We start from the raw sequence: 25,377 nt of genomic DNA, 5'->3' as shown, positions 1-25,377 counted from the left end.
GCAGACCCCGGAAGACGAATGGAATCCCAGATGAAAAATCGTACGTTTCGCAGTGCCGCGATGGCCGTCTCCGCCGCCGCAATCTCGATCAGTCTGGCCGCCTGCGGCTCCAGCGGCCCGGCAGGCACTGCCGCCGGAGCGGACTCGGCCACCATGTGGGGGCTGACAGGCGGCAACCAGCCAGTGCTGCAGAAGTCCGTCACGGACTGGAACTCCGCCCACCCGGATTCGTCCATCAAACTGGATTTCTTCGCGAACGACGCCTACAAGACAAAGGTGCGCACCGCCGTCGGCGCCGGCCAGGGCCCGACCTTCATCTACGGCTGGGGCGGCGGCGTGCTGAAATCCTACGTGGATGCCGGGCAGGTGGATGATCTCTCCGGGTTCCTCAAGGACAACCCCGACGTTCAGGACCGCTACCTTCCGGCGGTTCTCAAGAACGGCGTCATCGACGGCAAAACCTACGCCCTGCCGAACAACAACGTGCAGCCTGTGGTGCTGTACTTCAACAAGGACGTCTTCGCCAAGGTGGGTGCCGAGGCTCCCAAGACCTGGGACGAGCTCATGGCGCTGGTGCCGAAGTTCAAGGCCGCGGGCATTGCCCCGTTTTCGCTCGGCGGCCAGTCCCGGTGGCCGGACCTGATGTGGCTCGAATACCTCGTGGAACGCATCGGCGGCCCGGAGGTCTTCGCCAACATCGCTGCCAACAAGCCCAACGCGTGGTCCGACCCCGCGGTCACCGAGGCACTGACCAAAATCCAGCAGCTCGTCGACGCCGGCGGCTTCGTCAACGGGTTCTCATCCATCGCGGCGGACAGCAACGCCGACCAAGCACTGCTCTACACCGGCAAGTCGGCCATGATCCTGCAAGGCGGCTGGATCTACCAGAGCATGAAGAAGGACGCCGCCGACTTCGTCAAGAGCGGCAAGCTCGGCTACACCACTTTCCCGGCGGTCTCCGGCGGCAAGGGAGATCCGGCCAATGTCGTGGGCAACCCCTCGAACTTCTGGTCCGTCTCCTCGAAGGCCACCGACGGCCAGAAGAAAGCCGCCCTTGAGTACGTGAAGAGCGGGATGTTCTCGGACAGCAACATTCAGGGCCTCATCGACTCCGGAGCCGTGCCGGTGGTCAAGGGCATCGAAAGCAAGCTCGCCGCGTCCCCGGACAAGGACTTCCTGACCTACGTGTATGGCATGGCCAAGAACGCTCCGAATTTCACCCTCTCCTGGGACCAGGCACTCAGCCCGGCCCAGGGGGACGCCATGCTGGCCAACCTCGACCAGATCTTCCTTAAGAAGATCACCCCGGAGCAGTTCGCCGCCACGATGAACGCGACGATCGGAAAGTAATCCAGTGTCCACCACATCCGGTTCCTCCCGGCGGGCCCTCCAGCAGGGCCCGTCGGGGTGGCTGGCCGCACCGGCCCTTGCCTTCTTCCTGCTGTTCGCCATCATTCCGCTGATCGGCGTCCTGTTCCTGAGCTTCACCTCTTGGGACGGCCTGGGCGAGATCAAGCTGGACGGTCTGTCCAGCTGGACCACCGTCCTGACCGACCCCGTCACCGGGAACGCACTGCTGGTGACGGCGAAGATCATGTTCTTCTCGTTCATCGTCCAGGCGCCAATCAGTCTTCTGCTGGGCGTCTTCACCGCCGGGGGCCAGAAATACCGCGCCGCCCTGGCCGTCCTCTACTTCGTGCCGCTGCTGCTGTCCTCGGCCGCGGTGGCCATCGCGTTCAAAGCCCTCCTGGACCCCAACTTCGGGCTGGGCGCCGGGCTCGGCCTGCCGTTCCTGGCCCAGGACTGGCTCGGCGATTCGGACCTGGTGCTGTTCGTCGTGGTCTTCGTGATCGCCTGGCAGTTTGTCCCGTTCCACACGCTCATCTACCAGGGCGGCGTGCGCCAGATCCCCGGGTCACTGTACGAGGCGGCGCAAATCGACGGTGCCGGACGGATCCAGCAGTTCTTCAACATCACCCTGCCCCAGTTGAAGTACACCATCATCACGTCCTCCACGCTCATGGTCGTCGGCTCGCTCGCGTACTTTGACCTCGTCTTCGTCCTCACCGGCGGCGGCCCCGGCTACGCCACACGGCTGCTCCCGCTGCACATGTACCTCACCGGGTTCAAAGCCAATGACATGGGCGCTGCCAGTGCCCTCGGGGTCATCCTCGTGGTGATCGGCGTGGCACTCGCCCTGCTGCTGCAGAGACTGGGCGGAAAGAACCGCAATGCAAGCCAATTGGAAGGTGCCTGATGGCTTCCCTGACTCAGATTCCCGTCCCGTCCCCAACACCCGTCCGCCCCGCCGCCCGCCCCCGTCCGCGGACCAAGGCATCCGGACGGTTCGGCCCGAACGTCCTTGGCGGCCTCGGCGGCTGGCTCTGGCTGGCCATCATCATCGTCCCCGTCTACTACGTGGTGGTGACGAGCCTGAAGAACCAGGCAGGCTTCTTCACATCCAACCCGATGATGCCGCCCGCCGAACCCACCATGGACAACTACAAGCTGGTCCTGGAGAACGACTTCGCCAGATACTTTGCCAACAGCCTCATCGTCACAGTGGGCAGCGTCGTGCCGGCCCTCCTGGTCTCGTTCATGGCTGCTTACGCGATCGTCCGCGGCAAAAGCAGGTTCCTGGGCTGGACAAACAACCTCTTCCTGCTGGGCCTGGCCATCCCGCTGCACGCCACGATCATCCCCATCTACTGGATGATCACCCGTGCCCATCTGTACGACACCCTGCTGGCCCTGATCCTGCCTTCGGTCGCCTTCGCCATCCCGATCTCAGTGCTGATCCTGTCCAACTTCATGCGGGACGTCCCCAACGAGCTCTTCGAATCCATGCGGCTGGACGGCTGCTCGGACTGGGCCATGATGTGGCGCCTGGCGCTGCCGATGACCCGGCCCGCCGTGGTGACGGTCGGCATCTACAACGCGCTCGGGGTGTGGAACGGCTTCCTGTTCCCGCTGATCCTGACGCAGAGCCCGGACACCCGGGTGCTGCCGCTGTCGCTGTGGACGTTCCAGGGCGAGTTCAGCGTCAACATCCCGGCCGTGCTGGCCGCCGTCGTCCTCGCCACGCTGCCGCTGCTGGTGGTCTACGTCATGGCCCGGCGCCAGCTGCTCAGCGGCCTCACCGCAGGCTTCAGCAAATAGAGAGGACTTGTTGTGACTGAACTGAAACCCCTGCGTGTGGGGATGGTGGGCTACGCGTTCATGGGGGCCGCGCATTCCCAGGCCTGGCGGAGCGCGCCGCGGTTCTTCGACCTGCCCCTGCGCCCCGAACTGACCGCGATCGCGGGCCGGAACCCCTCCGGGGTGCGTGCCGCCGCGGACAAGATGGGCTGGGCGTCCGCCGAGACGGACTGGCGGGCGCTGATCGAACGGGACGACATCGACCTGATCGACATCTGCACCCCGGGCAACACCCATGCCGAGATCGCGATCGCCGCGCTCGAAGCCGGCAAGCATGTCCTGTGCGAGAAGCCGCTGGCGAACTCCGTCGCGGAAGCCGAACGGATGGCCAAGGCGGCCGACGTCGCGGCCGCCCGGGGCGTGTACTCGATGTGCGGCTTCAGCTACCGCCGCACCCCGGCCCTGGCCCTGGCCCGGCGGATGGTGCAGGAGGGCCGGCTGGGCCGGATCCGGCACGTCCGGGCGCAGTACCTGCAGGACTGGCTCTCCGACGCCGATGCTCCCCTGACCTGGCGGCTGGACAAGGCCAAGTCCGGCTCCGGCTCCCTCGGGGACATCGGAGCCCACAGCATCGACACCGCCCAGTGGATCACCGGACAAAGCATCACCGGGGTCTCGGCCCTGCTGCAGACCTTTGTCACCGAACGCCCCATCGCCGGGGACCTCGTGGGCCTGGGCGGGCACGGCGCCACCGGTGCCGACACCGTCCGCGGGCCCGTGACCGTCGACGACGCCGCCATCTTCACCGCCCGCTTCGCCGGCGACGGCGACGGCACCGCCTCCAACAACGGAACCGGAACCGGGCCGATCGGCGTGTTCGAAGCCACCCGCTTCGCCCTCGGCCGGAAAAACGCGATGCGCATCGAACTCAACGGCACCCTGGGCTCGCTGGCCTTCGACTTCGAGGACATGAACGCCCTGACCTTCTACGACGCGGCCGACGGCCCGGACGCGGGCTTCCGTAAGATCCTCGTCACCGAACCCGAACACCCCTACACCGGGAACTGGTGGCCCACCGGCCACGGCCTGGGCTACGAGCACCTCTTCACCCACCAGGTGGTCGACCTCATCCACGCCATCGCCGGCAACCGGCACCCCGCACCGTCCTTCGCTGACGCCCTCCAAGTCCAAAAAGTCCTCGCCGCCGTCGAAGCCAGCGCCGGCGCCAACAGCCACTGGCACAACGTCTGAGAGGAAACGCCATGACACGACCCATCACGCTCTTCACCGGCCAGTGGGCCGACCTGCCCTTCGAAGAAGTGGCGCGGCTCGCCGGCGAGTGGGGCTTCGACGGCCTGGAGATCGCCTGCTGGGGCGACCACCTGGACCCGCAGCTCATCGTCGAGGACGACGCCTACCTCCAGAACCGGCTCGACATCCTGGACAAGCACCGCCTCACAGTCCATGCGATCGCCAACCACCTCACCGGTCAGGCCGTCTGCGACGACCCGATCGATGAACGCCACGAGGGCATTCTTCCCGCCCCGGTGTGGGGCGACGGCGACCCCGAAGGGGTCCGCACCCGCGCCGCCGAGGCCATGAAGACCACGGCTCGAGCGGCCGCCAGGCTTGGCGTGAAGACCGTCACCGGCTTCACCGGGTCCTCGATCTGGAAATGCGTCGCCATGTTCCCGCCGGCGTCGGCGGCCATGATTGAACGCGGGTACCAGGACTTCGCCGACCGCTGGAATCCAATCCTCGACGTCTTCGACGAGGAAGGGGTCCGCTTCGCCCTTGAGGTCCACCCGTCCGAAATCGCCTACGACTACTGGACCGCCAGGCGCACCCTCGAGGCCATCGGGCACCGGGAGAACTTCGGCCTGAATTTCGACCCCTCGCACTTCCTAGGGCAGGACCTGGACCCGGTGATGTTCCTTCAGGACTTCGCCGAGAAGATCTTCCACGTTCACGTGAAGGAATCTGTCCGACAGCTCAACGGCCGCAACGGCCGGCTCGGTTCCCATCTTCCGTGGGCCGACCCGCGCCGCGGATGGGATTTCGTCACCGCCGGTCATGGCGACGTCAATTGGGAGCCGATATTCCGGACACTGAACGCCATCGGCTATCAGGGTCCCACCAGCATCGAGTGGGAGGACGCCGGCATGGACCGCCTGGTCGGCGCGCCGCAGGCCCTCGAACTGGTCAAGGACCTCGCCACGATCACACCGCCCGCGGCCGCGTTCGATGCGGCCTTCGCCGCCCGCTGAGCCGGCCACGACACACCAACAACAGAGGAACCCCATGACAAACGACCACAAAACCGCCCTCGTGGTGCGCGGCGGCTGGGACGGGCACCAGCCCGTTGCCGCGACGGAGGAATTCATCCCGTACCTGAAAGCCAACGGCTACGAGGTCCGGGTGGAGGAATCGCCCAAGATCTATGCCGACGCCGACTACATGGCCGGCGTCGACCTCATCCTGCAGTGCGTGACCATGTCCACCATCGAGAAGGACGAGTTCGAGGGCCTGCGTGCCGCTGTCGAAAACGGCACGGGTCTGGCCGGCTGGCACGGCGGCATCGCGGATTCCTATCGTGACACCTCGGACTACCTGCACCTGATCGGCGGCCAGTTTGCCTGCCACCCGGGCAAGCACCCGGATGAGCGGACCGGCGGGCAGCCCGACAACTACGTCCCGTATACGGTCAATATGCTCCCGGCGGCCGCGGACCATCCGATCACGGCAGGCGTCGGCGACTTCGACCTCGTCACCGAACAGTACTGGGTCCTCGCCGATGACTACATCGACGTCCTGGCCACCACCACCCAGAAAGTCCGGGAATGGGACCCGTGGCACCGGGAAGTCACGTCGCCGGCCATCTGGACGCGGCAATGGGGACAGGGCAGGATCTTCGTCTGCACCCCGGGACACCGCGTCGAAATCCTCCAGGACAGCAACGTCCGCACCATCATCGAAAGGGGCCTGCTGTGGGCAAGCCGTTAGACCCAAACCAGCCAATTGACACAGACCAGCCAATTGACACAGACCAGCCAATAAACGTTGGAATCATCGGCTGCGGAGCCATCATCGCCCAGTATCTGGCGAACTTCCGCCGACTTGAGGACATCAATCTCGTCGCCGTCGCGGACCTGGACCCCGCGCGGGCGCAGGCCGTGGCCGACTCGTACGACGGCGTCCGGGCGCTCAGCGTTGATGCGCTCCTGGCGGACGACGACGTCGAACTTGTCCTGAACCTGACCATCCCCGCCGCCCACGCCGAGGTCGCCCTGCGCGCGATTGCCGCCGACAAGTCCGTCTACGGTGAGAAGCCGCTCGCGGCAACGACGGCGGAGGCCCGGCAAGTGCTGGACGCCGCGCGGACAGCCGGCGTCGTGGTCGGCTGCGCCCCTGACACCGTGCTCGGCACCGGGATCCAGACCGCCCGGAAGGCGATCGACGACGGGCTCATCGGCAAGCCCATCTCCGCGACGGCCACCATGGTCACCCCCGGTCACGAGCGCTGGCACCCGAACCCGGACTTCTACTACCAGCCCGGCGGGGGACCGCTCCTGGACATGGGACCGTACTACGTCTCAGCCCTCGTGACTTTGCTGGGGCCGGTGGTCTCGGTGATCGGCGCAGCCAGCCACACCCGCGACGAGCGGACCATCGGCTCGGGCCCGCGCGAAGGCCAGACGGTGCCGGTAGCGATCGACACCCACGTCACCGGCGTCCTGGTCCACGCCTCGGGGGCCCTGTCCACACTGGTGATGAGCTTCGACGCCGTGAAGACCAAGAGCCCCAACATTGAGGTCCACGGCGAGCGCGGTTCCCTGGTGGTTCCGGATCCCAACCACTTCGACGGCGACGTGCAGCTCTTCGCCCTCGGTGCGGACCACTGGGAGACCCTGCCCGTCTCCGCCGGCTACATGGACTCGGGGCGGGGCTTCGGCATCGCAGACCTCATCCGCACCCCGCCCGGCCAGGAGCCCCGGGCGGGAGGTGCCTTGGCTTTCCACGCTCTGGAGGTGATGGAGTCCGTCCTGGCGTCCGCGCACACGGGTGCACCGGTCCGGATCGGCAGCACGGTCGCGCGCCCCGCACCGGTCGGGCTCGCCACGCTCGCCGCGGCAGCCCTGGCGGCTGCCCCCTAGAGCCCGCCCAGCCGCTCTCTCCCCGCCGTGCCCGGCCGAATTCGCCGGAAAGCTGCCCGTTCGCCGGAAAGTTCCGGCGAACTCGCAGGTTTCCGGCGAATTCGCGCGCCGCGCCGGGGAGGTCAGATGGTGCGCGGCGCCCTGGCCAGGTTATCGGTGAGCTCGGCGGCGTTCTGCCGGGCCACGTAGGCCGGGCGGTCCCGTTCCACGCGCCAGCTTTCGGCGAGCGGGCCGATGTTGACGGTGTCGAAGCCGAACTCGTCATAGAGCCTGGCCACGAGTTCGGCAGCGTCCGGGTAGTCGCTTGCCGTGGCCAGCGCCCGGCGGTCGGGCGTGCCGGCCGGGGTGCCGTCCGTGGTGATCTGGGAGAACAGGATGTGGTTGAAGGCCTTAGCGACCTTGGAGTGCGGCAGATGCTCCTGCAGCAGGCTGGAGGTGGTGGCCTCGCCGGCATCCAGGGCGGGGAAGTGACCGTCGCGTTCCCAGTAGTAGTTATTGGTGTCGAGGACTATCTTGCCCGCCAGCGGTTCCACGGGCACGTCCGGGATCGCCTTTAGCGGCACGGTGACGATCGCGAAGTCGCCGGCCGCTGCCGCCTCGGCCGGGGTTGCGGCCCGGGCCTTCGGTCCCAGTTCCGCCGCAAGGTCCGCGAGGATTTCGGGCCCGCGCGAGTTGCTGATCACGACGTCGTAGCCGAGCTCAACTGCTTTGCGGGCGAGCTGGCTGCCAATGTGTCCTGCACCGATGATTCCGATAGTTGTCATGTCCGGCCCAACACCAACGCGGGCGAAGATATTTCGCCGGATACCGGCTAGGCGCCCGGTTCCTCGTCGATGTCCGGCCCTTCTGCCGCGTCCTGGGAATGGGCACGGTCGACAAAGGGTGCGGCTGTTGCGTCACCCTCGGCGGGGCTCTCGCTGTGGACGCGCTCCGTCGCTTGTGCATCCTTGGTCATGTCCGCTCCTCTGCTGCGAATCCTGTGGTGAACGGCCCGCTGCCGGCTACTTTTATCTAGCGCCCGGGCTTTCCGGGATGTCAAGATCCATCCCGGCCGGCATGTTCGGCAATGTTCGACGACGGCCCGTTCAGTTCCCTGTCCGGCCGCCGGCACGACTGGAATACCTTTTTGGTTCCTTGCGCGGGCGCAGGGCATAGTCCCGGGACCGCCTGCTGGACAGCGCCAGGAGCAGCAGAATGTCCAGGGCCAGGCCGGGAAGATTGGACTGCAGGGTGATGTCCGGACCGCCGTGGAAAACGTCGAACGCCTGCAGGCCAATGGCCGCCGTGCTAAGGGCCATGGCCACGGTCCGGGCCCAGTTCTGTCCGAGGAACACGAACCAGGCCAGCAGGACCTCGACCAAGGCAAAGAGCAGGACCATCACCGTCGCGATGGTGACGGCCACCTCGGCCTGGGCCTCCGTGACCCCCGGCCCGGCTCCGGGCTGCAGCAGCGAACTCACGTGCGCGTCCCGGAAGAGCACCAGGGAGAGGGCCAGCAGGACGGCTGCGGCTGCGCGGGCCCCGACCAAGACAGCACCGACGATCGTGGGCGCCGGGCGCTTGTTCCGGCTGTCGGTGGCGGATCCGCCGGATTCGGCCGGCGCCCCGGCAGTGTTCCGCAGATCAACGATCGGGAGATCGCCGTCGGTAATGATGGTGTCGCCTCCGCCGTTGCGGGCATGGTACCCGGTCGAAAAGTCGCGGATCACGCGGACCTCGGCCCCCGGGTCGGCCCCGGTGATCGCTGCGATAACGTGGTCGCGTTCGACGTCGGTGTGCTCGTCGATCTTGTGGGTGATCTGCAGGGTAAACAGGGAGAGCCCGACGCTGCGGTCATACGTTCCGGCGGCCAGCCAGTCGACGGCCAGCCCGCCGGGGAGCAGCCAGCCGGGTGGACACCGCCAGAAGCGGACGTGGTGGCGCTTGCCCGGGGTGCCGTCGACTTCCTGCTGATAGGCAAAATCCTGCTGGCGGCCGAACAGGAACAGGGGACTCACCGGGGCTTCGAGGTAGCTGCGGCGCAGGAGCGTGGAGGTGACGATGCGACGGCTGCTGGCCAGCGTCACGTCGTCGGCCAGGGTCCAGCCTGCGGTCTGCATCACCCGATGCACCTGCGGTTCCGATCCCAGCAAAGCCACATTCACGGGGTCGCCCAGCAGCCCGTCGCTGGTGCGCGCCCGGCCGATGAAGTAATCGGGAACATACAAGCGGGTCAGGATGCGGTGGAGCCGGGGGAGCACCAGATAGGCGAGCAGGCCCCAGAAGATGAAGAGGAACCAGACCTGCGCCCAGCCCCATTGGAAGCTCAGTTGCACCAGCAGGGAAGTCAGCCAGACGGCCGAGACGCCGCCGACCACGAAGAACATGGTGTCCAGCCGCGAGTACGGCACCGTGCCGGCGGGGGCTGTGACCTCAACCGCTTCCTTGGTCATGGCCGCCATATTACGCGCACCGGCGTGCAGGCGTCGTCTGCGGGCGCCGGTTTCCGGGCTGAGGCCGGCCGCCCCGCGGCAGCCGGCCTCGGCCCAGTCTCACAGCCGGATTGTCAGAAGCTCACCGTCTCGGTCAGGTAGCCGAAGTACTTCCCGCTGATCGGGTGGACGGGATCGCCGCCGAAGCCGTAGTCGTGGTGGCGCTTCGTGTACGACGCCGTGAGGTGCAGATACTGCTCCATGACGTCTTTGCCTGAGCCGGTGCACTCCTTCTGGCTGATGCACAGGGCCACGGACCCGGCCACAGCCGGGCTGGCGAAGCTGGTGCCATGGTTCACGGCGTAACCCCCCGGGGCAGTGGAGAGGATGCACACTCCGGGGGCGGCGACGGTGTGGGCCTTGTCATCGCTCGTGGTGGCGAAGTTGGAGAAGAACGCCGGCTGGTCATCTTTTTGCCCGTACTTGGCAAAGTCCACTGCGCCGCAGTCAGGAGCGGCCAAGCCGCCGGCCTTTCCGTCGAAGTCGCCCATGGCCGTGGCGGTCAGCACCTGGTCATAGGTGGCCGGCACGGTGTTGGCGAAGTCCTCCCCGGCGTTCCCGGCCGCGACAGCGTAGGTGACGCCGGCCCGGACCGAGCGGCAGATGGCGTAATGCATCGGGTCCGTGCCCTTCCCGCAGTTGGGCGTGTCGGCGCCGCCGCCGGCGATGCTGATGTTGGCCACGGCGATGTCATTGCTCGGGTCGTCGTCCTTGTGCGTCGAGGTCACCCAGTCAATCGCGCAAATCAGGCTTTCCTCGGAGATCAGGCCGGCGTCGTCAACCACCCGGACGGACCACAGCGGGGTGCCCGGCGCGGTTCCCACGACGCCGAAGCGGTTGTTCCGGGCGCCGATCACACCTGCGACAAACGTCCCGTGACCCAAAACGTCAACGGGGGTCACGTCCATGGGCGAGCCGGACTGGCAGTCAACGCCGCCTTTGACGTTCAGGTCCGGGTGGGTGGCATCGATGCCGCTGTCGATCACGGCGACGTTGACATTGATCCGGTCCGGCCCTTTGTCGAGGGCCTTCCGGACATCGGAGTCCGTCCCGGCGATCCGCTGCCGCCAAAACGGGGTCTGCTGGGTGCCCGCGGACGCCGGATCGCTCGGCTTGTGGAACGTTCGGCCCATCGTGACGAAGTCGACGCTTGGATCAGCCTGAACCCGTTGCGCCTGGGACGCCGTCATGGTGGCCGAGTAGCCGTTCACGGCGCTGCGATAGACCTTTGACGCCGTAAATCCGTAGGCGCTTTGCTGGGCGGTCGCCGCGGCTCCGGCGTCCACGACGCCGTCCTTGAGCACCACAATGTAGTTTTGCCCGGTCTCGGCTGCGGCCGGGACTGCCGCCGCCAGACCGCCGGCGGTGACCAGCGCAAAGGCGGCAATAGCGGCGAGGGCGCGCCGGAACCTGAGTGTGTCCGGTCTGGGAAGGGGACCCCGCCGGTGTTTGCGCGGGACGCGCGCCACCGATGTTAGCTTCGATTTTGGTGCCTTGCGGCCGGCTTGGCTGAACATCGTGGCCTCCCATTAAGCGAGTTCGCTAATTCGAGTGCCCCCCGCCCAACATCTTAGGCCTCGGACCCTGCGAGACACAGGGACCTTTGGAAAAACTTGTGCCGCCGTCCGGCGCACTAGCAGCGGCCGCCTCAGACGAGGCTGTCTTCCTTCACAGGGGCCAGCCGATCTTCCGTCGTGCGGGCGGTGGCGTGGGCGGCCGTCGCGGCGTGCACAGCGTGGGCGGCACGGACATGGTGGCCGAACGGGTTGAACCGGCTGAAACCGAGTTCGGCAAAGGCGTAGGCGGTCTCGGCGTGCTCGGACCGGTCGACTCCGGCGAGTTCGTCCTCGTGGCTGACCCGGAATCCAAGCGTTTTGTGGATGGCGAGGCCGATTACCGCGGTCCCGAGTCCGGACACCGCCACTGTGATGAGGACCGCCACGATCTGAGCGATCACCTGGTGCAGGCCGCCGCCGTAGAACAGGCCGCCGCCCGCGCCGTTCACAGGGAGGGCGATGAAGCCCAGCGCGAGGGTGCCGATGAGGCCGCCGCCGAGGTGCACGCCGACGACGTCGAGCGAGTCATCGAAGCCGAACTTGACCTTCAGGTCCACGAACACCGCGCAGGCTGCACCGGCGACGAAGCCCAGGCCGAGCGCGGCGAGCGGGCTGATGTTGGCGCACGACGGCGTGATGGCCACCAGGCCGGCGACGGCGCCGGATGCGGAGCCCAGGGAAGTGGGGTGGCCATGCCGGATCTTTTCCGTGACCAGCCAGCTGATCATGGCCGCGGCGGGGGCCGCCAGGGTGTTCACCCAGATCAGCCCGGCCTGCTGCACGGTGGTGGCAGCGCCGGCGTTGAAGCCGAACCAGCCGAACCAGAGGATGCCAGCGCCCAGCATGATGAAGGGGATGTTATGGGGGCGGTGGCCGGGGTCCTTGCCGAAGCCGTGCCGGTTGCCCAGGATTAGGACCAGCACCAGTGCCGCGGTTCCGGACGCGATTTCCACCACAGTGCCGCCGGCGAAGTCGATGACCTGGCCGAAGACGGCGCTGACGGCACCGCCGGCACTCATGAGGCCGCCGCCCCAGACCATGAAGGCCAGCGGGCAGTAGACGAGGGTGATCCAGATGGGAACGAAGAGCGCCCAGGAGGTGAACTTGGTGCGGTCCGCGATGGCGCCGCTGATGAGGGCCACGGTGATGATGGCGAAGGTGGCGCTGTATCCGGCCTTGATCAAGTCCGGCGAACCGATGATGTTGCTCAGGCCGAAGTTGGCGAACGGGTTGCCGAACACACCGAGGACGCCTTTACCGGTGCTCATCGAGTAACCCCAGAGGACCCAGACGACGCCGACGATCCCGATGGAAATGAAGCTCATCATCATCATGTTGAGCGAGGCCTTGGCCCGGGTCATGCCGCCGTAGAAGAGGCCCAATGCCGGGGTCATCAGCAGAACGAGCGCTGCCGACACAATCATCCAGACGCTTCCAGCAGTGAGTTCCACCGGCGGGTCCCTCCTCGTAAGTCTGTCGTACCGGGACACGTTGCCGCCGGCCCCCCGATCCGGATTTAATCCTCGCGGAGGCATGTTTCGGGCAATCGGGCGAAAAGTTGCGGGCAGGTTACAGGAATGGCGGTGGCGTGAAGATCGCGTGACCGCCATGTTTCAGGAATGTAAACGCGGCCTCTTGCCCCGGTCGCTGCTGTCTGTTCCGCCGGCGCCGGCGGGGCGGAACGGCGGGGCTGTGGGGACATCCTGTGGCTGCGGGCTGTGAGATGCCGTCCGCGGCGGATTTTTGGCGGCGCCGGACCTCAGCGGGAGGGCCTGGGAGACGCGCTGGGCGGCTTGGGCTTGGAGTCAGGCGGGGCAGGGAAAACGGCAGCCGGGTAGAGCCCGGCCGCGTCCATCATGTAGTTCGCCCACTGCGGACCGGCCAGCATGTAGCCGTCGATTGCCTTGTAGAACTTGCCGTTGATGGTGATGTTCCGGCCCGGCCGCTTCTGGCCTTCCAGCGTGTCGCCGAAGTAGGACGCGGTGGCGAGTCCGGTGGTGTAGCCGACAACCCAGGTTGAGCCGTTGGTGTTGGACGTGCCGGTTTTGGCCGCCACGGGGAACCGGCTCTGGACCTTGGGATTGATGTATACGCCGGAGCCGCGTTTCAGCACGTCCTGCAGCACGGCGTTGACACCCCGGGCGACCTCGGGCTTGATGGTGTTCCGGCAGTCGCTCGTCTGGGCCGGGAGCGTCTTTCCGGCGGCATCCCTCACCTCCAGGATGGCGATCGGCGCGCAGTATCTGCCGTCGTTGGCGAACGTGGCGAATCCGGTGATCAGGTTGAGGGGTGAAACGCCGATGGCGCCGAGCAGGTTGCCCAGTTGGTGCATGTTGATCGGAGCGTTGTCCAGGCCGCTGTGAAGTCCCGCCGCGTTGACCATCTTCTGGATTCCGCAGAAGTCCAACTGGGCGGCGGCGGCGAAGGTCGCTGTGTTGATGGAGTTGTATAGCCCGTAGTTGATGGGCATGGGGCGGTAGTAGCCGGGATCGTTGTTCTGGAGGTCGTCATCCGCGCCGAGCCCGGCGATCCTCTGCGGCGTGCTGTAGCCGCCGAGAACCCTGCCGCAGCTGTCCCTCCATCGGAAACCCACCGGGTATGACCTCCGGGACGCGTCCACGACCGCGGTGGGGGACTTGCCCTCATTGAGCCACTCGGCGAAGGTGAACGGCTTCATCGTGGAACCCGGCTGGAAACCGCCGGCGCCGTTGAGGTCGTTGCCGTTGGCGTCCCTTGCATCGACGTTGAAGTTCAACTGGGTATCGAACTTCCCGTCCTCGGGAAGGAACACCGTATTTTGGGCCATGGCCAGGATCTTGCCGGTGCCGGGCTGGATGGAGACCAGCGAAGCGCCCCATTTGTCCGGATTGGCCCCGGCGGTCGCGTCCACTTGCGTCTGTGCGGCCGCCTGCAGCCGGCTGTCCAGTGTAGTCGTGATGGTCAGGCCGCCCCGGTAGAGCTTGGCCTGCCGGCTGGCGGCGTCCACGCCGTAGGCCGGATTGTTGAGGATCAGATGCGAAATATAGTCGCAGAAGTATGGGGCCATGTCCGCGGCCGCACAGCCCTGCTTCCCGGGGGTGACGGACAGTCCCACGCCGGTGGCGGCGGCGGCGTCGTGCTCCGCGGGGGTGATCTTTCCCAGGCGCAGCATGCTGTCGAGCACCTGGTTGCGCCGCCCGAGGGAGGCCTCCGGATGCGCAACGGGATCGTAGTAGCTGGGGCTGTTGACCAGCCCCGCGAGCAGCGCGGCCTGCGGCAGCGTCAGGTCCTTGGCCGAGGTGCTGTAAAAGTGCCGTGCCGCCGCTTCAATGCCGTAGGCGTCCCGGTTGAAGAAGACGATGTTGAGATAGCCCTCCAGGATCTGGTCCTTGGTGTATCTCTTCTCCAGCTCCACGGCGAGCTTCATTTCCCGCAGCTTGTCGCCCAGGTCCTTCTGTGCGCTCAGGAACATCGCATCGCCGTTGTCCTGGGACAACTTCGCTTCATTGAGCACGTTGGAGACATACTGCTGGGTCAGGGTGGACGCACCCTGCCGGCCGTCGTTGCTGGTCAGGTTGTGTGCCAGCGCCCGCATGATCCCGCGGAGGTCCACCCCGGAGTGCTCGTAGAAGCGGTTGTCCTCGATGGAGACGATGGCGTCCCTGATGAACGGGGACATTTGATCGAGTGGGACCTTCACCCGGTTCTCCGTGTAGAACGTGGCGATGGGGCGCCCGTCCGAGGTCAGCACCTTGGTGGAGAGCGACGGCGTTTCAACCGCGAAGTCGGAAGGGAGGCTGTTGAAGAACGAGATCGAACCGCTGACGGAGGCTCCTGCTGCGGCAACGCCGGGAATCACCAGGCCGGCAGCCAGGACTCCGCAGAGTGCGCTCACCGCCAGGAAGCCGGCGAGCCAGCCCATGGTTGAGGCCAAACGGACGAGTAATCGGTTCTTCGGCGCCATTCTGGTCCAGCTATCAGGCTCAAGATTTTTGCCCAGAATACGCCGGATGAGGACCTTCAGCCAGAGCATAAGGGGGCGTACCTGAAGAGTTCGACGGCGCCTGTGCCGGCGTGGTTGCCGGGCGGCGCCGGCAACGCTGCAGGGCAGCGGGGGAGCCGGAATGAAATGAATTGATTGAACGTTCAATGAATATGGACTTTGGTATCTTCACTTTTGGCGAGCTTTCCCGAAACACCCGCACCGGCACCGCGCTGTCCCCGCAGCAGCGGCTGAAGGAGATCATCGAACTCGCCAAGCTGGCCGATCAGGCGGGCCTCGCCTTCCTGGGGCTGGGGGAGCACCACCGACGCGACTTCGCCCTTTCGGCCCCGGAAATCGTGCTGGCCGCGATTGCCCGGGAAACATCGCATCTCCGGCTGGGCACGGCCGTCACCGTGCTCTCGACCCAAGACCCGGTGCGGCTCTTTGAACAGTTCGCCACCCTGGACCTGATCTCGGACGGCCGGGCCGAGATCATTGCAGGCCGTGGCGCGTTCGTAGAGTCCTATCCGCTCTTCGGCCACAAGCTCGAGGACTACGACGCCCTGTTCGACGAGAAGCTGCGCCTGCTGCTGGAACTGCGGGACAACGCCCGGGACAACACCACAGTGCAGTGGTCCGGAACACTGACGCAGAGCATCCCGGGTATGGACATCGCCCCGCGCCCGATGCAGCAGAAGCTGCCTGTCTGGGTAGGCGTCGGCGGCACCCCGGCGAGCTTTTCCCGGGCGGGACGCCTGGGGCTGCCCTTGTTCATCGCGCTGCTGTCCGGGCCGGCCCGCTTCCGCCACCTTGTTGAGCTGTACCGCGAGAGTGCTGCCGCCGCCGGGCACGACGCCGGCGCCCTGCCGGTGGGGGCCGGCGGCCACTTCTATACGGCTCCGACGTCACAGCAGGCGCGCGACACGTTCTACCCCTATTACCGGGCCTACTTCGAACAAAACATGCCACGCCCCGTAGACCATTTCCCCCGCTCGACTTTCGATGCGTGGACCGAGCCGGGCGGCGGACTCCTGGTGGGGAGTCCGCAACAGGTCACCGAGAAGCTTCTGGAGATCCACCAGACGCTGGGAAACACCCGGTACCTGGCCCAGATCGGGCTGGGCGGCCTCCCGTTCGCCGAGACGGCCCGGTCCATTGAACTGCTCGCCACGGAGATCATGCCAGCCGTCAACCGGGAGGTCTCCGCCGGCCTGGCGGGCAGCCGACCCGGCGAAACGCTGGCCTGACGGGCGGCAGACGGCGGAGGGACCCCGCCGTCGTCTGCCGTCGTCTGCCGACTATGCGGCGGCGCTGTGTCAGTGCTGATCCAGCGGGATTTCAAGGCAGCGGGCGGACGCGTTCCAGGTGCTTCGCGTGCCCAGATGCTGGCTCAGCCGCTGCATCCGGGCGGCAATACCGGCCGCAGACCCGCGTGCCCGGCGGGCCTGAAATCCGGCGATGACAGTGGGATAAAGCCGCAGCATGTGCGGGTCGCTGCCTTCGGTGCCGAGTACGAAGAGGAACGACTGATCATTGCGCTCGACGGGGTCCACGGCGTAGTCGTCAACGAAATCCCCGGCGCTGAAGATGATCGGACGGTTCCGGTGGATCCCCACGCCCCGGAAGACATGCGGAGAGTGGCCGAACACGACGTCGGCGCCGGCATCTATGAGGTCGCGCGCGAGGTCCTGATGCCGCGCCGGGGCGTCCGAGCCCCAATTGCCTCCCCAGTGGGCCGACACGATGAGGAGCTGGACGCGGGCCTTGGTCCGCTGGACCAGGTCCAGGAGCGCGGCTCCGCGCTCGCCGGCGTCGTCCACGGGAACGTAGTAGACCCCGGGAACCGAGGGACCCGCCTCCCAATCGGGCTGGTTGTCCGTGAAGGCGATGAAGCCGACGGCGGTGCCGCCCACCCGCCGCACGGCCGGGCGCCGGGCTGCGTCCAGGTCCGGGCCGGCCCCGGCGTGCAGGATTCCGGCGCCGTCAAGCGCCGGGAGCATTTCCCGGAACGCGTCCGCGCCGAAATCCAAGACGTGGTTGTTGGCGAGGGAGACGACGTCGATCCCGGCGGCGCGCAGGCTGTCCACGTTTTTCAGGTCGGAGCGGAAGTGGAAGATTTTCCCGGGCTCCGGCTCGCCGCCGGACGCCAGGACGCATTCGAGGTTGGCGACGCGGACGTCGGCCTCCCGGAGGAGCTCCAGCGTGTCACCCCAGGGATAGGCAGGATTGGCCGTGGCCAGGTGGCGGTTGACCAGCCGGCCCAGCATGACGTCTCCCAGCAGCGCGATCTGCATGGCTATCCGGCCCGTCAGCTCATGCCCCGAAGGCTAGCTTTGGTAGCCCTCGACCTCGCTGGCCGGCCGCACCTCCGCCTCGTCCGGGTTCTCGCCGTAGTCCTTTTTTGCCCGCCGCTGGCGCAGCAGGTCCCAGCACTGGTCAAGCTGTTCCTCCAGCTGCTGCAGCCGGAGGACGTCCGGAGCCCCGGGCGGTGCTGCGTCTTCGCGGAGGCTGTGTTCTTCCTCCACCAGTGCCTTGATCCGTTCCAGGATGTCTTGGTTGTCCACAGTGTCCTCTTCTCGTCCGACGGCGGCGGGCCCCGGGACCTCCGCGGTCCCTGGCCAGATCCCTTTCCAGCCTACGGAGGCGGAGCGGCCGTGAACAGAGGCTCCCGCCGGCGCCGGCACCAGGGCCGGCACCGCGCACCTGCGTCCGGTGCGCGCGCCAAGCCGGTGGCTTAGCCGAGGAGTTCGTCGGAGTAGCACCAACGCCAGTCCTCGTCCGGCTCAATGCTGCGCATCACGGGGTGGCCGGTGGCCTGGAAGTGCTTGTACGCATGGGTTCCCGGGGAGGAATCGCAGCAGGCCACGTTGCCGCAGTGCACGCACATCCGCAGGTGCACCGGCGTGGTGCCGTCCCGCTCGCACGCGGCGCAGAAGGGATCCGGCGGGACCACCGGATCCGGGGCGGATTCCAGATGCGGGCATACTCCGCCGGGCTGCGCGATCCCTTCGCCGCCGCCTCCTCCGGTGCTGTCCGGCTCCTCGAGGGTGGCGTCCAGCATGGACTCTTCGACGTCCAGTCGGTCCAGGACGTCGGCCAGGACCTCGTGGGCGTAGGCGCCCCCGCGCCGCAGTTCCAGGACCTTGGCGCGCTCGGCATCCAGCATCGCAAGCCGCAGCTGGGCGTAGCGCTGGCTGGGGGTGGCGGATTCCGCGGACGGACGGCCCAGCCGCTCCCACGCGGCCAGCCCGCGCTCCTGCGTGCGCCGTTTCAGCATCGCCACGACTTCCGGGGGATCGGAGTCCGAGCGCAGTTCCTGCAGCCGCTGCACGCCCGCCGCCGTGGCCAGCTGCATGAGCGAGGCCTGGTTGAGCGCGTCTTCGCGCGGATCCGGCCCCTTCACTCGCAGGACCCGAACCAGGGCCGGGAGCGTGAAGCCTTGCAGGGTGAGGGTGCCGCCCACCACCACGAGGGCCATCAGGATCAGGACGGACCGGTGCTCCAGCCCGGCCGGCAGGACCAGAACCGCGGCCAGCGTCACCACGCCGCGCATGCCGGCCCAGGAGACGATCGCGGCAAATTGCCAGGGCGGCGCGGGATCATTGCGCCGGACGGCAGGAATGAGCCGGGGCAGGTACGTTGCGGGAAAAACCCAGATCGGGCGCAGGACCAGTACGGCCAGCAGCACCACGGCGCAGCCGAACCAGATCCGGTTCGGCCCCAGCGAGTCATCCTGGACCCCCTCGATGATGGTCCGGACCTGCAGCCCGATCAGGAGGAACACGGAATTCTCCAGCAGGAACTGCACTGTGTGCCAGTTGCTGCGCTGGCTCAGGCGGGCTGCCCCGTTCGGCATGGACGGGGCCTTCGTCCCCATGATCAGCCCCGTGACGACGACGGCCAGGACGCCGGAGGCGTGGATCGCTTCGGCCGGAAGATAGGCCACAAGCGGCGCGACCAGGGACGTGGAGGTGTTGATGGCCACGTTGCGGATCCGTTTGCGGAGCGCGGTGAGCACGAAGGCCGCGGCAATGCCCACCACCAGGCCCCCGCCGGCTGCAAGGAGGAAGCCCCCGGCGATGGCCGCGGCCGAGACCGTTCCCGCGATGGCGGCGATGGCGGCGCGCAGGCAGACCAGCGCCGTGGCGTCGTTGACCAGGGATTCGCCCTCCAGGATGGTCACAATCCTGCGGGGCATGCCCACCTTGCGGGCAATGGCCGTCGCTGCCACGGCGTCCGGCGGTGCGACGACGGCGCCCAGGGCCATCGCCGCCGCCAGCGGGATCTCGGGAAACAGCCAGAAGACCACAAAACCGATGCAGACGGTGCCGAAGATGACGTAGCCCACCGAGAGCAGGCCGATGGCGCGGCGGTTGGACCCGAAGTCGAACAGCGAGGTCTGCAGGGCTGCCGCATAGAGCAGCGGCGGCAGCAGCCCGACCAGCACGAGCTCCGGATTCAGCTCGATCGTGGGGACGAACGGGAGGAAGGAGCACACGACGCCGGCCAGCACCAGCAGCAGCGGGACGGAGACGTTGATCTTGCGTCCCAGCGCGCTGCCGGCGCAGACAATGGCGACCAGGGCCAGCAGCCCGTAAGCGACTTCCATTGGCCCATTCTGTCAGCTTGCCGCCGCCCGCCGGACGGTTCCCCCGCATTGCATGATCAGCTTGCTTATTACTTTGCCGGTTCCTAGAGTTGAAACCGCAAGCCCAATGATTCCTGCGCGGGCGCCGGTCGCGGCCCAAGGCCGCCCGGATGCGCGCCCCGGTATGAGGAGGACACATGTCAGAGCACAACATTGCGGGCAAGAAGGTCGCGTTCCTGCTGACGGACGGGGTGGAGCAGGTGGAGCTGACCAGCCCGTGGAATGCCGTGAAAGAAGCCGGCGGAGTGCCCACCCTGGTCTCGCCCAAGACCGGAAAGCTGCAGGGCTATGACGGCACCGAGAAGGGCCAGACGTTTGCCGTGGACCTCTCCGCCAGGCAGGCCGATGCCGCCGACTTCGACGCCCTCGTGATCCCCGGCGGCGTGGTCAACGCGGATCACCTCCGCGTCGACAAGGACGCCCAGGCGTTCACCCGGGCGTTCTTCGAACAGCACAAGCCGGTGGCCTCCATCTGCCACGGCCCGTGGCTGCTGATCGATGCCGGCGTGGTCAGCGGCAGGAACGTGACCTCGTACCACACGCTGCAGACGGACCTGAAGAACGCCGGAGCGAACTGGAGCGATCAGGAAGTCGTGGTGGACCAGGGTCTCGTGACGAGCCGCAACCCGCACGACCTCCCGGCCTTCAACGCCAAACTGCTGGAAGAAATCGCCGAGGGCGAGCACGCCGGCCAGACGGCCTAGTGGACAACGGCTAGAACTGGGCCATATTCCGGCCCGCCATAGCGGCCGACGGCGGTGAGCACCGCCGTCGGCCGCTGTTCTTTTGTTGTCTGCCGGGAGCCTACCCAGCCCGCCGGTTTTGAGGCAGGATATGCCGTGTAACGTGCACCGCCGATTTGGCCGTCCCGGCCTGCGCCCCAGCAGCAAGGAGTCCCGCATGACCACGCTCAATCCCTACCTCGGCTTCCGCGACAACGCCAAGGACGCCATGACGTTCTACCAGTCGGTGTTCGGCGGGGAGCTGACGATGAGTACCTTCGCCGAGTACCACGCCAGCGAGGACCCGGCGGAGCAGGACAAAATCATGCACGGCCAGCTCCGGACCGACGGCGGCCTGGTGCTCATGGGGGCAGACACCCCCAACAGCATGGACTACACCCCGGGCAACAACTTCTCCGTGTCGCTGAGCGGATCCGACGAAGCCGAGCTCCGCGGCTACTTCGAGAAGCTGGCCGACGGCGGCACCATCGCCATGCCGCTGGAGAGGGCGCCCTGGGGTGACATCTTCGGCATGTGCAAGGACAAATTCGGGGTGGACTGGCTGGTGAACGTCGGTCCCGAGGTCGCCTGAGCCCGACCGGCGCCCCGCGCCGGGGCCCAGGGAACGCGCAGCCCCAAAAGACGGTGCCGATTCACGGCGCAAGGCCCCTCGGCCCGGCCGTCAGTTAGAGCTATCCTGAAGTCGGCCAGGACAGTGCAGATTCGAGTCCATCCTCCTGGCCAGGAGAGGCATGCCATGACCGAGAAGCTGCACCTCAGCCCGGACGATGAATTCCCCGAGGACCTCAGCAAAGTCGAGGACAAGGATCTCCAGGTCCTCGACAGCCAGGTCCAGCGCCAGCTCGACTACGAGTACGTGGCGGAGGGAGAGCCGAATCCGGAGACTGAATTCCGTCATTATGACCTCGATGAGGAGTTCGAAGAGCGGGACAAGCGGGAGACCTGAAGAGCCGGAACCGGCCGCGGCAGGTCCGGCCTTTCGCATGGCGTCCGCAATCTAGTCAGCATGCTTACTACACTGGAGTAACCATTCTGCAGAGAAACGAGCACCCATGACACCGGCAGCCGCCCCGCGTTCCTTCCCTTACCCCCTTGGGGTCACCCAGCGCCAAGACGGCGCCAACGTCGCCGTCTATTCCCGGACTGCGGACTCCGTGGAATTCTGCACCTTCGACGCCGACGGCCACGAGACCCGGACAACGCTTGCGGAGCGGACGGGGCACGTCTTCCACGGCGTCGTCCCCGGCGTCACCGTGGGTACCCGCTACGGCCTGCGGGTCGACGGCGCTTGGAACCCCGACGCCGGCCTGCGCCACAACGTCAACAAACTGCTGCTGGATCCGCACGCCACCGCAATTGAAGGCGGCTATGACTGGGGCCAAGCGGTTTTCGCCCATGACCTGAACAACCCGGCCGAGTTCGACTCCACAGACTCCGCCCCTGCTGTTCCGCGCTGCGTGGTGACAGACCCGTCTTTCGACTGGGACGAGGGCACCCCCGATGTCGCGCCGCGGATTCCGCTGGCCGACACGGTGGTCTATGAAGTCCATGTCAAGGGCTTCACCCGGCAGCACCCCGAGGTCCCGGAAGAAATCCGCGGCACTTATGCCGGCCTGGCGCACCCGGCCGCCATCAAGCACCTCACCGACCTCGGCGTCACCGCCGTCGAACTGCTGCCGGTGCACCAGTTTGTCCAGGACAGCCATCTGGAAGAAAAGGGCCTGCGGAACTACTGGGGCTACAACAGCATCGGCTTCTTCGCCCCGCACGGGGACTACAGCGCCGCCGGCGACGGCGGAGGGCAGGTCGCCGAGTTCAAGGCGATGGTCAAGGCCCTCCACGCCGCCGGCCTCGAGGTGATTCTGGACGTGGTCTACAACCACACCGCCGAGGGCAACCACATGGGCCCGATGCTGTCCTTCAAGGGCATCGACAACGAGGCCTATTACCGGCTGGTCGAGGGCGAGGAATCCGCCTACTTCGACACGACGGGCACCGGCAACAGCCTCAATGTGGGGCACCCGGCGGCACTGGGCCTCATCATGGATTCGCTGCGCTATTGGGTGACGGAGATGCACGTGGACGGGTTCCGCTTCGACCTCGCCACCACGCTGACCCGCCAGGACGGCAGCGCCGAACTCCACAGCGCCTTCCTCACCCTGATCCAACAGGATCCGGTACTCGCCCCGGTGAAAATGATCGCCGAACCGTGGGACACCGCCGGCTACCAGGTGGGCGGTTTCCCTGCCGACTGGTCTGAATGGAACGGCAAGTTCCGCGATGATGCCCGTGAATTCTGGCATGGCGGCGACAACGTCCTGGGCGACTTCGCCCAGCGCTTCCTCGGCAGCCCCGACGTTTACGAGGGCAGCCGCCGGGCCCCGGTGTCCAGCGTCAACTTCATCACCGCCCACGACGGATTCACCCTGGCGGACCTGACGGCCTACGACGAGAAACACAACGAAGCCAACGGAGAAGACAATAGCGACGGCGAGAGCGATAACCGTTCGGCCAACCACGGCGTCGAAGGACCCACCGACGACGCCGGGGTCAACGAACTGCGTGACCGGCAACGCCGGAACTTCCTCGCGACGCTGCTCCTGTCCACCGGCGTGCCGATGATTCTCGGCGGCGACGAGATGGGCCGGAGCCAGGGCGGCAACAACAACGCCTACTGCCAGGACGACGAGATCTCCTGGTTCGACTGGAACAAGGTCGACGACGGGCTGCTGCGGTTCACCACGGAGCTGATTGCCCTCCGCCGCGAGAACCCGGCGCTCCGCCCGGCCTGGTTCCGGCACGCGCCCGAGGCAGGCAGCGCCGACACCGTCCGGGTCCTCCGCGCCGACGCCGAGGGATTCACTGCTGAGGACTGGACAGCGGATCACCGCGCCATCGCCTTCGTGCTTGAGCACGACGGCGCCGATTCCTTCGCCGTGCTGCTCAACGCTGCCGAAAACGGCGTCGAATTCACCGTCCCGGCCGCTCCCGCACAGGAATGGGAACTCGTGCTGTCCACCGATCCGGAGCAGCAGGTCGAATCGCCCGTGAGCACGCTGATCGTCCGCGACCGGTCCGTCACCGTCCTGCGGTCACGCACCGCATGACCGACCCGGTCCGCGTGGAAGTCCACGCGGCGGGCCATACCGGCCACGTTTTCGCGACGCGGGAAGCCGCGTCGCGGAGACGGGGCGGCGCGGCCGCGCCCGCCGTCGTGCTCCTCCACGGGATCGGCGCCTCACACCGCTACCTGCGCCGCCTGCATCGGCTTCTTGCCGGCTCCATGGACACCTATTCCATTGACCTGCCGGGGTTCGGCGCCACGCCCAGACCGGAACGTACGCTCTCCATTGCCGAGCACGCCCGCTACGTCCTGGGCGCCATGGAACAGCTGGGCGTGACCGAGTTTGTGCTGGTTGGGCACTCGATGGGAACACAGTTCGCCACCGAAGCAGCGCTCCAGGAGCCCGGGCGGGTCTCGCACCTGGTGCTGATGGGGCCGGTGGTGGATCCCGAGCGCCGCACCGTCGCGCAGCAGGCCCTGGCGCTGGGCCGGGACTGCCTGTTCCACGAAAGCCCCTCCTCCAACGCCCTCGTGTTCACCGATTACCTGCGGTGCGGGCCCTCCTGGTACTTCAAGACACTGCGGGTCATGATGGAGTACCCCATGGCTCAGAAAATCACCGGTGTCACCGCGCCGGTCCTCGTGGTGCGCGGAGCCAACGACCCCGTGGCGGACGCGGACTGGAGCCGCCGGCTGGCCGGACTCGCACGCCTCGGGCAACTGCTGGAAGTCCAGGGCACGGGGCACGTGGTGCAGCACAACCGGGCCGTCGAGGTGCGGGACGCGATTCTGGCTTTCACGGGCATGCGCGCGGCGGCAGGTGAGACGCTGCCGGGCCCGGCGTGAACGGCCCTGGAAATCCGCGCCGGCGGTTAGACCTCGAAGTGCGTCCGGGTGGGTCCCTGGCCCAGTGACTCGACGACGCCGGCCGCGAGGGCGTGGAGCTTGATGTTCCGGGCGCTGGATGCCGACTTCAGGAGCTCGAACGCTTCGTCCTGGCTGCAGCGGTTCTGCGCCATGATGATGCCGACCGCGACGTCGATCCCGGTCCGCGTCTCCAGGGTGGCCTTGAGGTTGGCCGCGGTATCGCTGCTGTGAGCGAACCGCACCGCGAGGCGCAGTGCCATGGACGTCTGGTGGACGAAGTCGCGGGCCAGTTCCGTGGCGCGGTGATCGAACCGGCCCGGCCGGTGCGAATACAGGTTCAAGGCGGCGCGGGTCTCGCCTTCCAGCAGAAACGGCAGCGCCAGGATGGACCGGAAGCCGTGCCCGTGGACCGTCGCGGCGTAATGGGGCCAGCGGCCGTCCCGTTCAAGGTCTGCAATGTGGACGGTTTCCTGCTCCCGGGACGCCGTCATGCAGGGACCGTCGCCGTAGGCGTACTGGATTTCGTCCATGGCCTGCGCGGCGGGGCTGCTGCTGGCGACGGTTGCCGCCTTCCGGTGCCGCAGGAGCGTGATGCCGCAGAGGATCTCGTCCCCGGGCTCTGAGAGGCTGCGCGCGGACACACGGGCGAGTTCGCTGAGAAACTCCTCCACGTCCGAACTGCTGAGCACCAGTTCATGCAGGTGCTGGTTTATTGAATTTGCGGTTGACTCGCTGACCACTTCTCTGTTGTGCCGTTTCCCTCAGGTCAAGA

23 protein-coding genes are annotated in these 25,377 nt (G+C 67.0%); 13 read left to right on the top strand and 10 right to left on the bottom strand.

What is annotated here, in order from left to right; all coding sequences use genetic code 11:
• The first annotated feature begins 30 nt into the window (after window positions 1-30).
• From C9424_RS07150 to C9424_RS07120, 7 genes are read left to right on the top strand one after another with little or no spacing between them, the layout of a single operon-like run.
• Window positions 31-1,350, top strand: a complete 1,320-nt coding sequence (locus C9424_RS07150; protein ID WP_116766299.1) for an extracellular solute-binding protein — start codon at window positions 31-33, stop codon at window positions 1,348-1,350.
• A 4-nt stretch (window positions 1,351-1,354) separates the two neighbouring features.
• Entirely contained in the window at window positions 1,355-2,257 is a 903-nt protein-coding gene (locus C9424_RS07145) for a carbohydrate ABC transporter permease (protein ID WP_116766197.1), read from the top strand.
• Window positions 2,257-3,159: a carbohydrate ABC transporter permease gene (locus C9424_RS07140; protein ID WP_116766196.1), complete on the top strand. Its 903-nt coding sequence runs from the start codon at window positions 2,257-2,259 to the stop codon at window positions 3,157-3,159. Before C9424_RS07145 ends, C9424_RS07140 begins: the two co-directional genes overlap by 1 nt.
• A 12-nt stretch (window positions 3,160-3,171) precedes the next feature.
• Complete coding sequence (locus C9424_RS07135; protein ID WP_116766195.1) at window positions 3,172-4,389, top strand: Gfo/Idh/MocA family protein; 1,218 nt, start codon at window positions 3,172-3,174, stop codon at window positions 4,387-4,389.
• 11 nt (window positions 4,390-4,400) lie between these two features.
• On the top strand, window positions 4,401-5,405 hold the full coding sequence (locus C9424_RS07130) for a sugar phosphate isomerase/epimerase family protein (RefSeq protein ID WP_116766194.1): 1,005 nt from the start codon (window positions 4,401-4,403) through the stop codon (window positions 5,403-5,405).
• Between the two features lie 34 nt (window positions 5,406-5,439).
• Entirely contained in the window at window positions 5,440-6,141 is a 702-nt protein-coding gene (locus C9424_RS07125; RefSeq protein WP_091253076.1) for a ThuA domain-containing protein, read from the top strand.
• 32 nt (window positions 6,142-6,173) lie between these two features.
• Window positions 6,174-7,292, top strand: a complete 1,119-nt coding sequence (locus C9424_RS07120) for a Gfo/Idh/MocA family protein (RefSeq protein WP_442862018.1) — start codon at window positions 6,174-6,176, stop codon at window positions 7,290-7,292.
• A gap of 122 nt (window positions 7,293-7,414) precedes the next feature.
• Here C9424_RS07120 and C9424_RS07115 read toward each other — a convergent pair whose 3' ends face one another.
• The 6 genes from C9424_RS07115 to C9424_RS07095 all read right to left on the bottom strand — a co-directional run bounded on the left by C9424_RS07115 (window position 7,415) and on the right by C9424_RS07095 (window position 15,262).
• Window positions 7,415-8,056 (bottom strand): NADPH-dependent F420 reductase, encoded by a 642-nt coding sequence (locus C9424_RS07115; protein ID WP_116766192.1) that lies wholly within the window; start codon window positions 8,054-8,056, stop codon window positions 7,415-7,417.
• 47 nt (window positions 8,057-8,103) lie between these two features.
• Window positions 8,104-8,247, bottom strand: coding sequence for a hypothetical protein (locus C9424_RS21640; protein ID WP_175460527.1), 144 nt, complete (start codon window positions 8,245-8,247; stop codon window positions 8,104-8,106).
• 130 nt (window positions 8,248-8,377) lie between these two features.
• A complete protein-coding gene (locus C9424_RS07110) occupies window positions 8,378-9,733 on the bottom strand; it encodes an LssY C-terminal domain-containing protein (RefSeq protein ID WP_116766191.1) in 1,356 nt (451 codons plus the stop codon).
• Between the two features lie 104 nt (window positions 9,734-9,837).
• The gene (locus C9424_RS07105; RefSeq protein ID WP_116766190.1) at window positions 9,838-11,280 is read right to left on the bottom strand and encodes a S8 family serine peptidase; all 1,443 of its coding nucleotides are present in this window, start codon (window positions 11,278-11,280) and stop codon (window positions 9,838-9,840) included.
• A 131-nt stretch (window positions 11,281-11,411) separates the two neighbouring features.
• Window positions 11,412-12,770: an ammonium transporter gene (locus tag C9424_RS07100; protein ID WP_237563339.1), complete on the bottom strand. Its 1,359-nt coding sequence runs from the start codon at window positions 12,768-12,770 to the stop codon at window positions 11,412-11,414.
• Between the two features lie 308 nt (window positions 12,771-13,078).
• Entirely contained in the window at window positions 13,079-15,262 is a 2,184-nt protein-coding gene (locus tag C9424_RS07095) for a transglycosylase domain-containing protein (protein ID WP_116766298.1), read from the bottom strand.
• Window positions 15,263-15,432: 170 nt separating this feature from the next.
• Between C9424_RS07095 and C9424_RS07090 the strand changes: the two genes are divergently transcribed.
• Window positions 15,433-16,530: an LLM class flavin-dependent oxidoreductase gene (locus tag C9424_RS07090; protein WP_237563338.1), complete on the top strand. Its 1,098-nt coding sequence runs from the start codon at window positions 15,433-15,435 to the stop codon at window positions 16,528-16,530.
• 69 nt (window positions 16,531-16,599) lie between these two features.
• On the opposite strand, the gene C9424_RS07085 is transcribed toward C9424_RS07090, so the two are convergent.
• From C9424_RS07085 to C9424_RS07075, 3 genes are all read right to left on the bottom strand, one after another.
• Window positions 16,600-17,577 carry a CapA family protein gene (locus tag C9424_RS07085; protein WP_116766187.1) on the bottom strand — a complete coding sequence of 326 codons (978 nt, stop codon included), beginning with the start codon at window positions 17,575-17,577 and terminating at the stop codon, window positions 16,600-16,602.
• 33 nt (window positions 17,578-17,610) lie between these two features.
• Window positions 17,611-17,847, bottom strand: coding sequence for a DUF2630 family protein (locus C9424_RS07080; RefSeq protein ID WP_116766186.1), 237 nt, complete (start codon window positions 17,845-17,847; stop codon window positions 17,611-17,613).
• A gap of 170 nt (window positions 17,848-18,017) precedes the next feature.
• A complete protein-coding gene (locus C9424_RS07075; protein ID WP_116766185.1) occupies window positions 18,018-19,892 on the bottom strand; it encodes a Na+/H+ antiporter in 1,875 nt (624 codons plus the stop codon).
• Between the two features lie 176 nt (window positions 19,893-20,068).
• Between C9424_RS07075 and C9424_RS07070 the strand changes: the two genes are divergently transcribed.
• The 5 genes from C9424_RS07070 to C9424_RS07050 all read left to right on the top strand — a co-directional run bounded on the left by C9424_RS07070 (window position 20,069) and on the right by C9424_RS07050 (window position 24,584).
• A complete protein-coding gene (locus C9424_RS07070; RefSeq protein ID WP_116766184.1) occupies window positions 20,069-20,635 on the top strand; it encodes a type 1 glutamine amidotransferase domain-containing protein in 567 nt (188 codons plus the stop codon).
• A 196-nt stretch (window positions 20,636-20,831) separates the two neighbouring features.
• Entirely contained in the window at window positions 20,832-21,245 is a 414-nt protein-coding gene (locus tag C9424_RS07065; protein ID WP_116766183.1) for a VOC family protein, read from the top strand.
• Between the two features lie 165 nt (window positions 21,246-21,410).
• Window positions 21,411-21,620: a hypothetical protein gene (locus tag C9424_RS07060; RefSeq protein ID WP_091253059.1), complete on the top strand. Its 210-nt coding sequence runs from the start codon at window positions 21,411-21,413 to the stop codon at window positions 21,618-21,620.
• Window positions 21,621-21,726: 106 nt separating this feature from the next.
• Window positions 21,727-23,781, top strand: coding sequence for a glycogen debranching protein GlgX (glgX, locus tag C9424_RS07055; RefSeq protein WP_116766182.1), 2,055 nt, complete (start codon window positions 21,727-21,729; stop codon window positions 23,779-23,781).
• On the top strand, window positions 23,778-24,584 hold the full coding sequence (locus tag C9424_RS07050; RefSeq protein WP_116766181.1) for an alpha/beta fold hydrolase: 807 nt from the start codon (window positions 23,778-23,780) through the stop codon (window positions 24,582-24,584). The genes glgX and C9424_RS07050 overlap by 4 nt, the downstream gene beginning before the upstream one ends.
• Before the next feature lie 26 nt (window positions 24,585-24,610).
• On the opposite strand, the gene C9424_RS07045 is transcribed toward C9424_RS07050, so the two are convergent.
• Entirely contained in the window at window positions 24,611-25,345 is a 735-nt protein-coding gene (locus tag C9424_RS07045; protein ID WP_116766180.1) for a GAF and ANTAR domain-containing protein, read from the bottom strand.
• Window positions 25,346-25,377 lie beyond the last annotated feature (32 nt).

It is taken from the genome of Arthrobacter sp. H-02-3, from assembly GCF_003097355.1.
GTDB classification, from domain to species: Bacteria; Actinomycetota; Actinomycetes; order Actinomycetales; family Micrococcaceae; genus Arthrobacter; species Arthrobacter humicola.
This window is presented reverse-complemented; position numbering and strand designations above follow the sequence as displayed.

Excerpts from the sequence above, each read along its gene's own strand:
- C9424_RS07125 (WP_091253076.1), top strand. The coding sequence starts at position 5,440 with ATGACAAACGACCACAAAACCGCCCTCGTGGTGCGCGGCGGCTGGGAC.
- C9424_RS07110 (WP_116766191.1), bottom strand. The coding sequence starts at position 9,733 with ATGGCGGCCATGACCAAGGAAGCGGTTGAGGTCACAGCCCCCGCCGGC.
- C9424_RS07065 (WP_116766183.1), top strand. The coding sequence starts at position 20,832 with ATGACCACGCTCAATCCCTACCTCGGCTTCCGCGACAACGCCAAGGAC.
- C9424_RS07105 (WP_116766190.1), bottom strand. The coding sequence starts at position 11,280 with ATGTTCAGCCAAGCCGGCCGCAAGGCACCAAAATCGAAGCTAACATCG.
- C9424_RS07095 (WP_116766298.1), bottom strand. The coding sequence starts at position 15,262 with ATGGCGCCGAAGAACCGATTACTCGTCCGTTTGGCCTCAACCATGGGC.
- C9424_RS07140 (WP_116766196.1), top strand. The coding sequence starts at position 2,257 with ATGGCTTCCCTGACTCAGATTCCCGTCCCGTCCCCAACACCCGTCCGC.
- C9424_RS07075 (WP_116766185.1), bottom strand. The coding sequence starts at position 19,892 with ATGGAAGTCGCTTACGGGCTGCTGGCCCTGGTCGCCATTGTCTGCGCC.
- glgX (WP_116766182.1), top strand. The coding sequence starts at position 21,727 with ATGACACCGGCAGCCGCCCCGCGTTCCTTCCCTTACCCCCTTGGGGTC.
- C9424_RS07050 (WP_116766181.1), top strand. The coding sequence starts at position 23,778 with ATGACCGACCCGGTCCGCGTGGAAGTCCACGCGGCGGGCCATACCGGC.
- C9424_RS07085 (WP_116766187.1), bottom strand. The coding sequence starts at position 17,577 with ATGCAGATCGCGCTGCTGGGAGACGTCATGCTGGGCCGGCTGGTCAAC.
- C9424_RS07115 (WP_116766192.1), bottom strand. The coding sequence starts at position 8,056 with ATGACAACTATCGGAATCATCGGTGCAGGACACATTGGCAGCCAGCTC.
- C9424_RS07130 (WP_116766194.1), top strand. The coding sequence starts at position 4,401 with ATGACACGACCCATCACGCTCTTCACCGGCCAGTGGGCCGACCTGCCC.
- C9424_RS07060 (WP_091253059.1), top strand. The coding sequence starts at position 21,411 with ATGACCGAGAAGCTGCACCTCAGCCCGGACGATGAATTCCCCGAGGAC.
- C9424_RS07150 (WP_116766299.1), top strand. The coding sequence starts at position 31 with ATGAAAAATCGTACGTTTCGCAGTGCCGCGATGGCCGTCTCCGCCGCC.
- C9424_RS07070 (WP_116766184.1), top strand. The coding sequence starts at position 20,069 with ATGTCAGAGCACAACATTGCGGGCAAGAAGGTCGCGTTCCTGCTGACG.
- C9424_RS21640 (WP_175460527.1), bottom strand. The coding sequence starts at position 8,247 with ATGACCAAGGATGCACAAGCGACGGAGCGCGTCCACAGCGAGAGCCCC.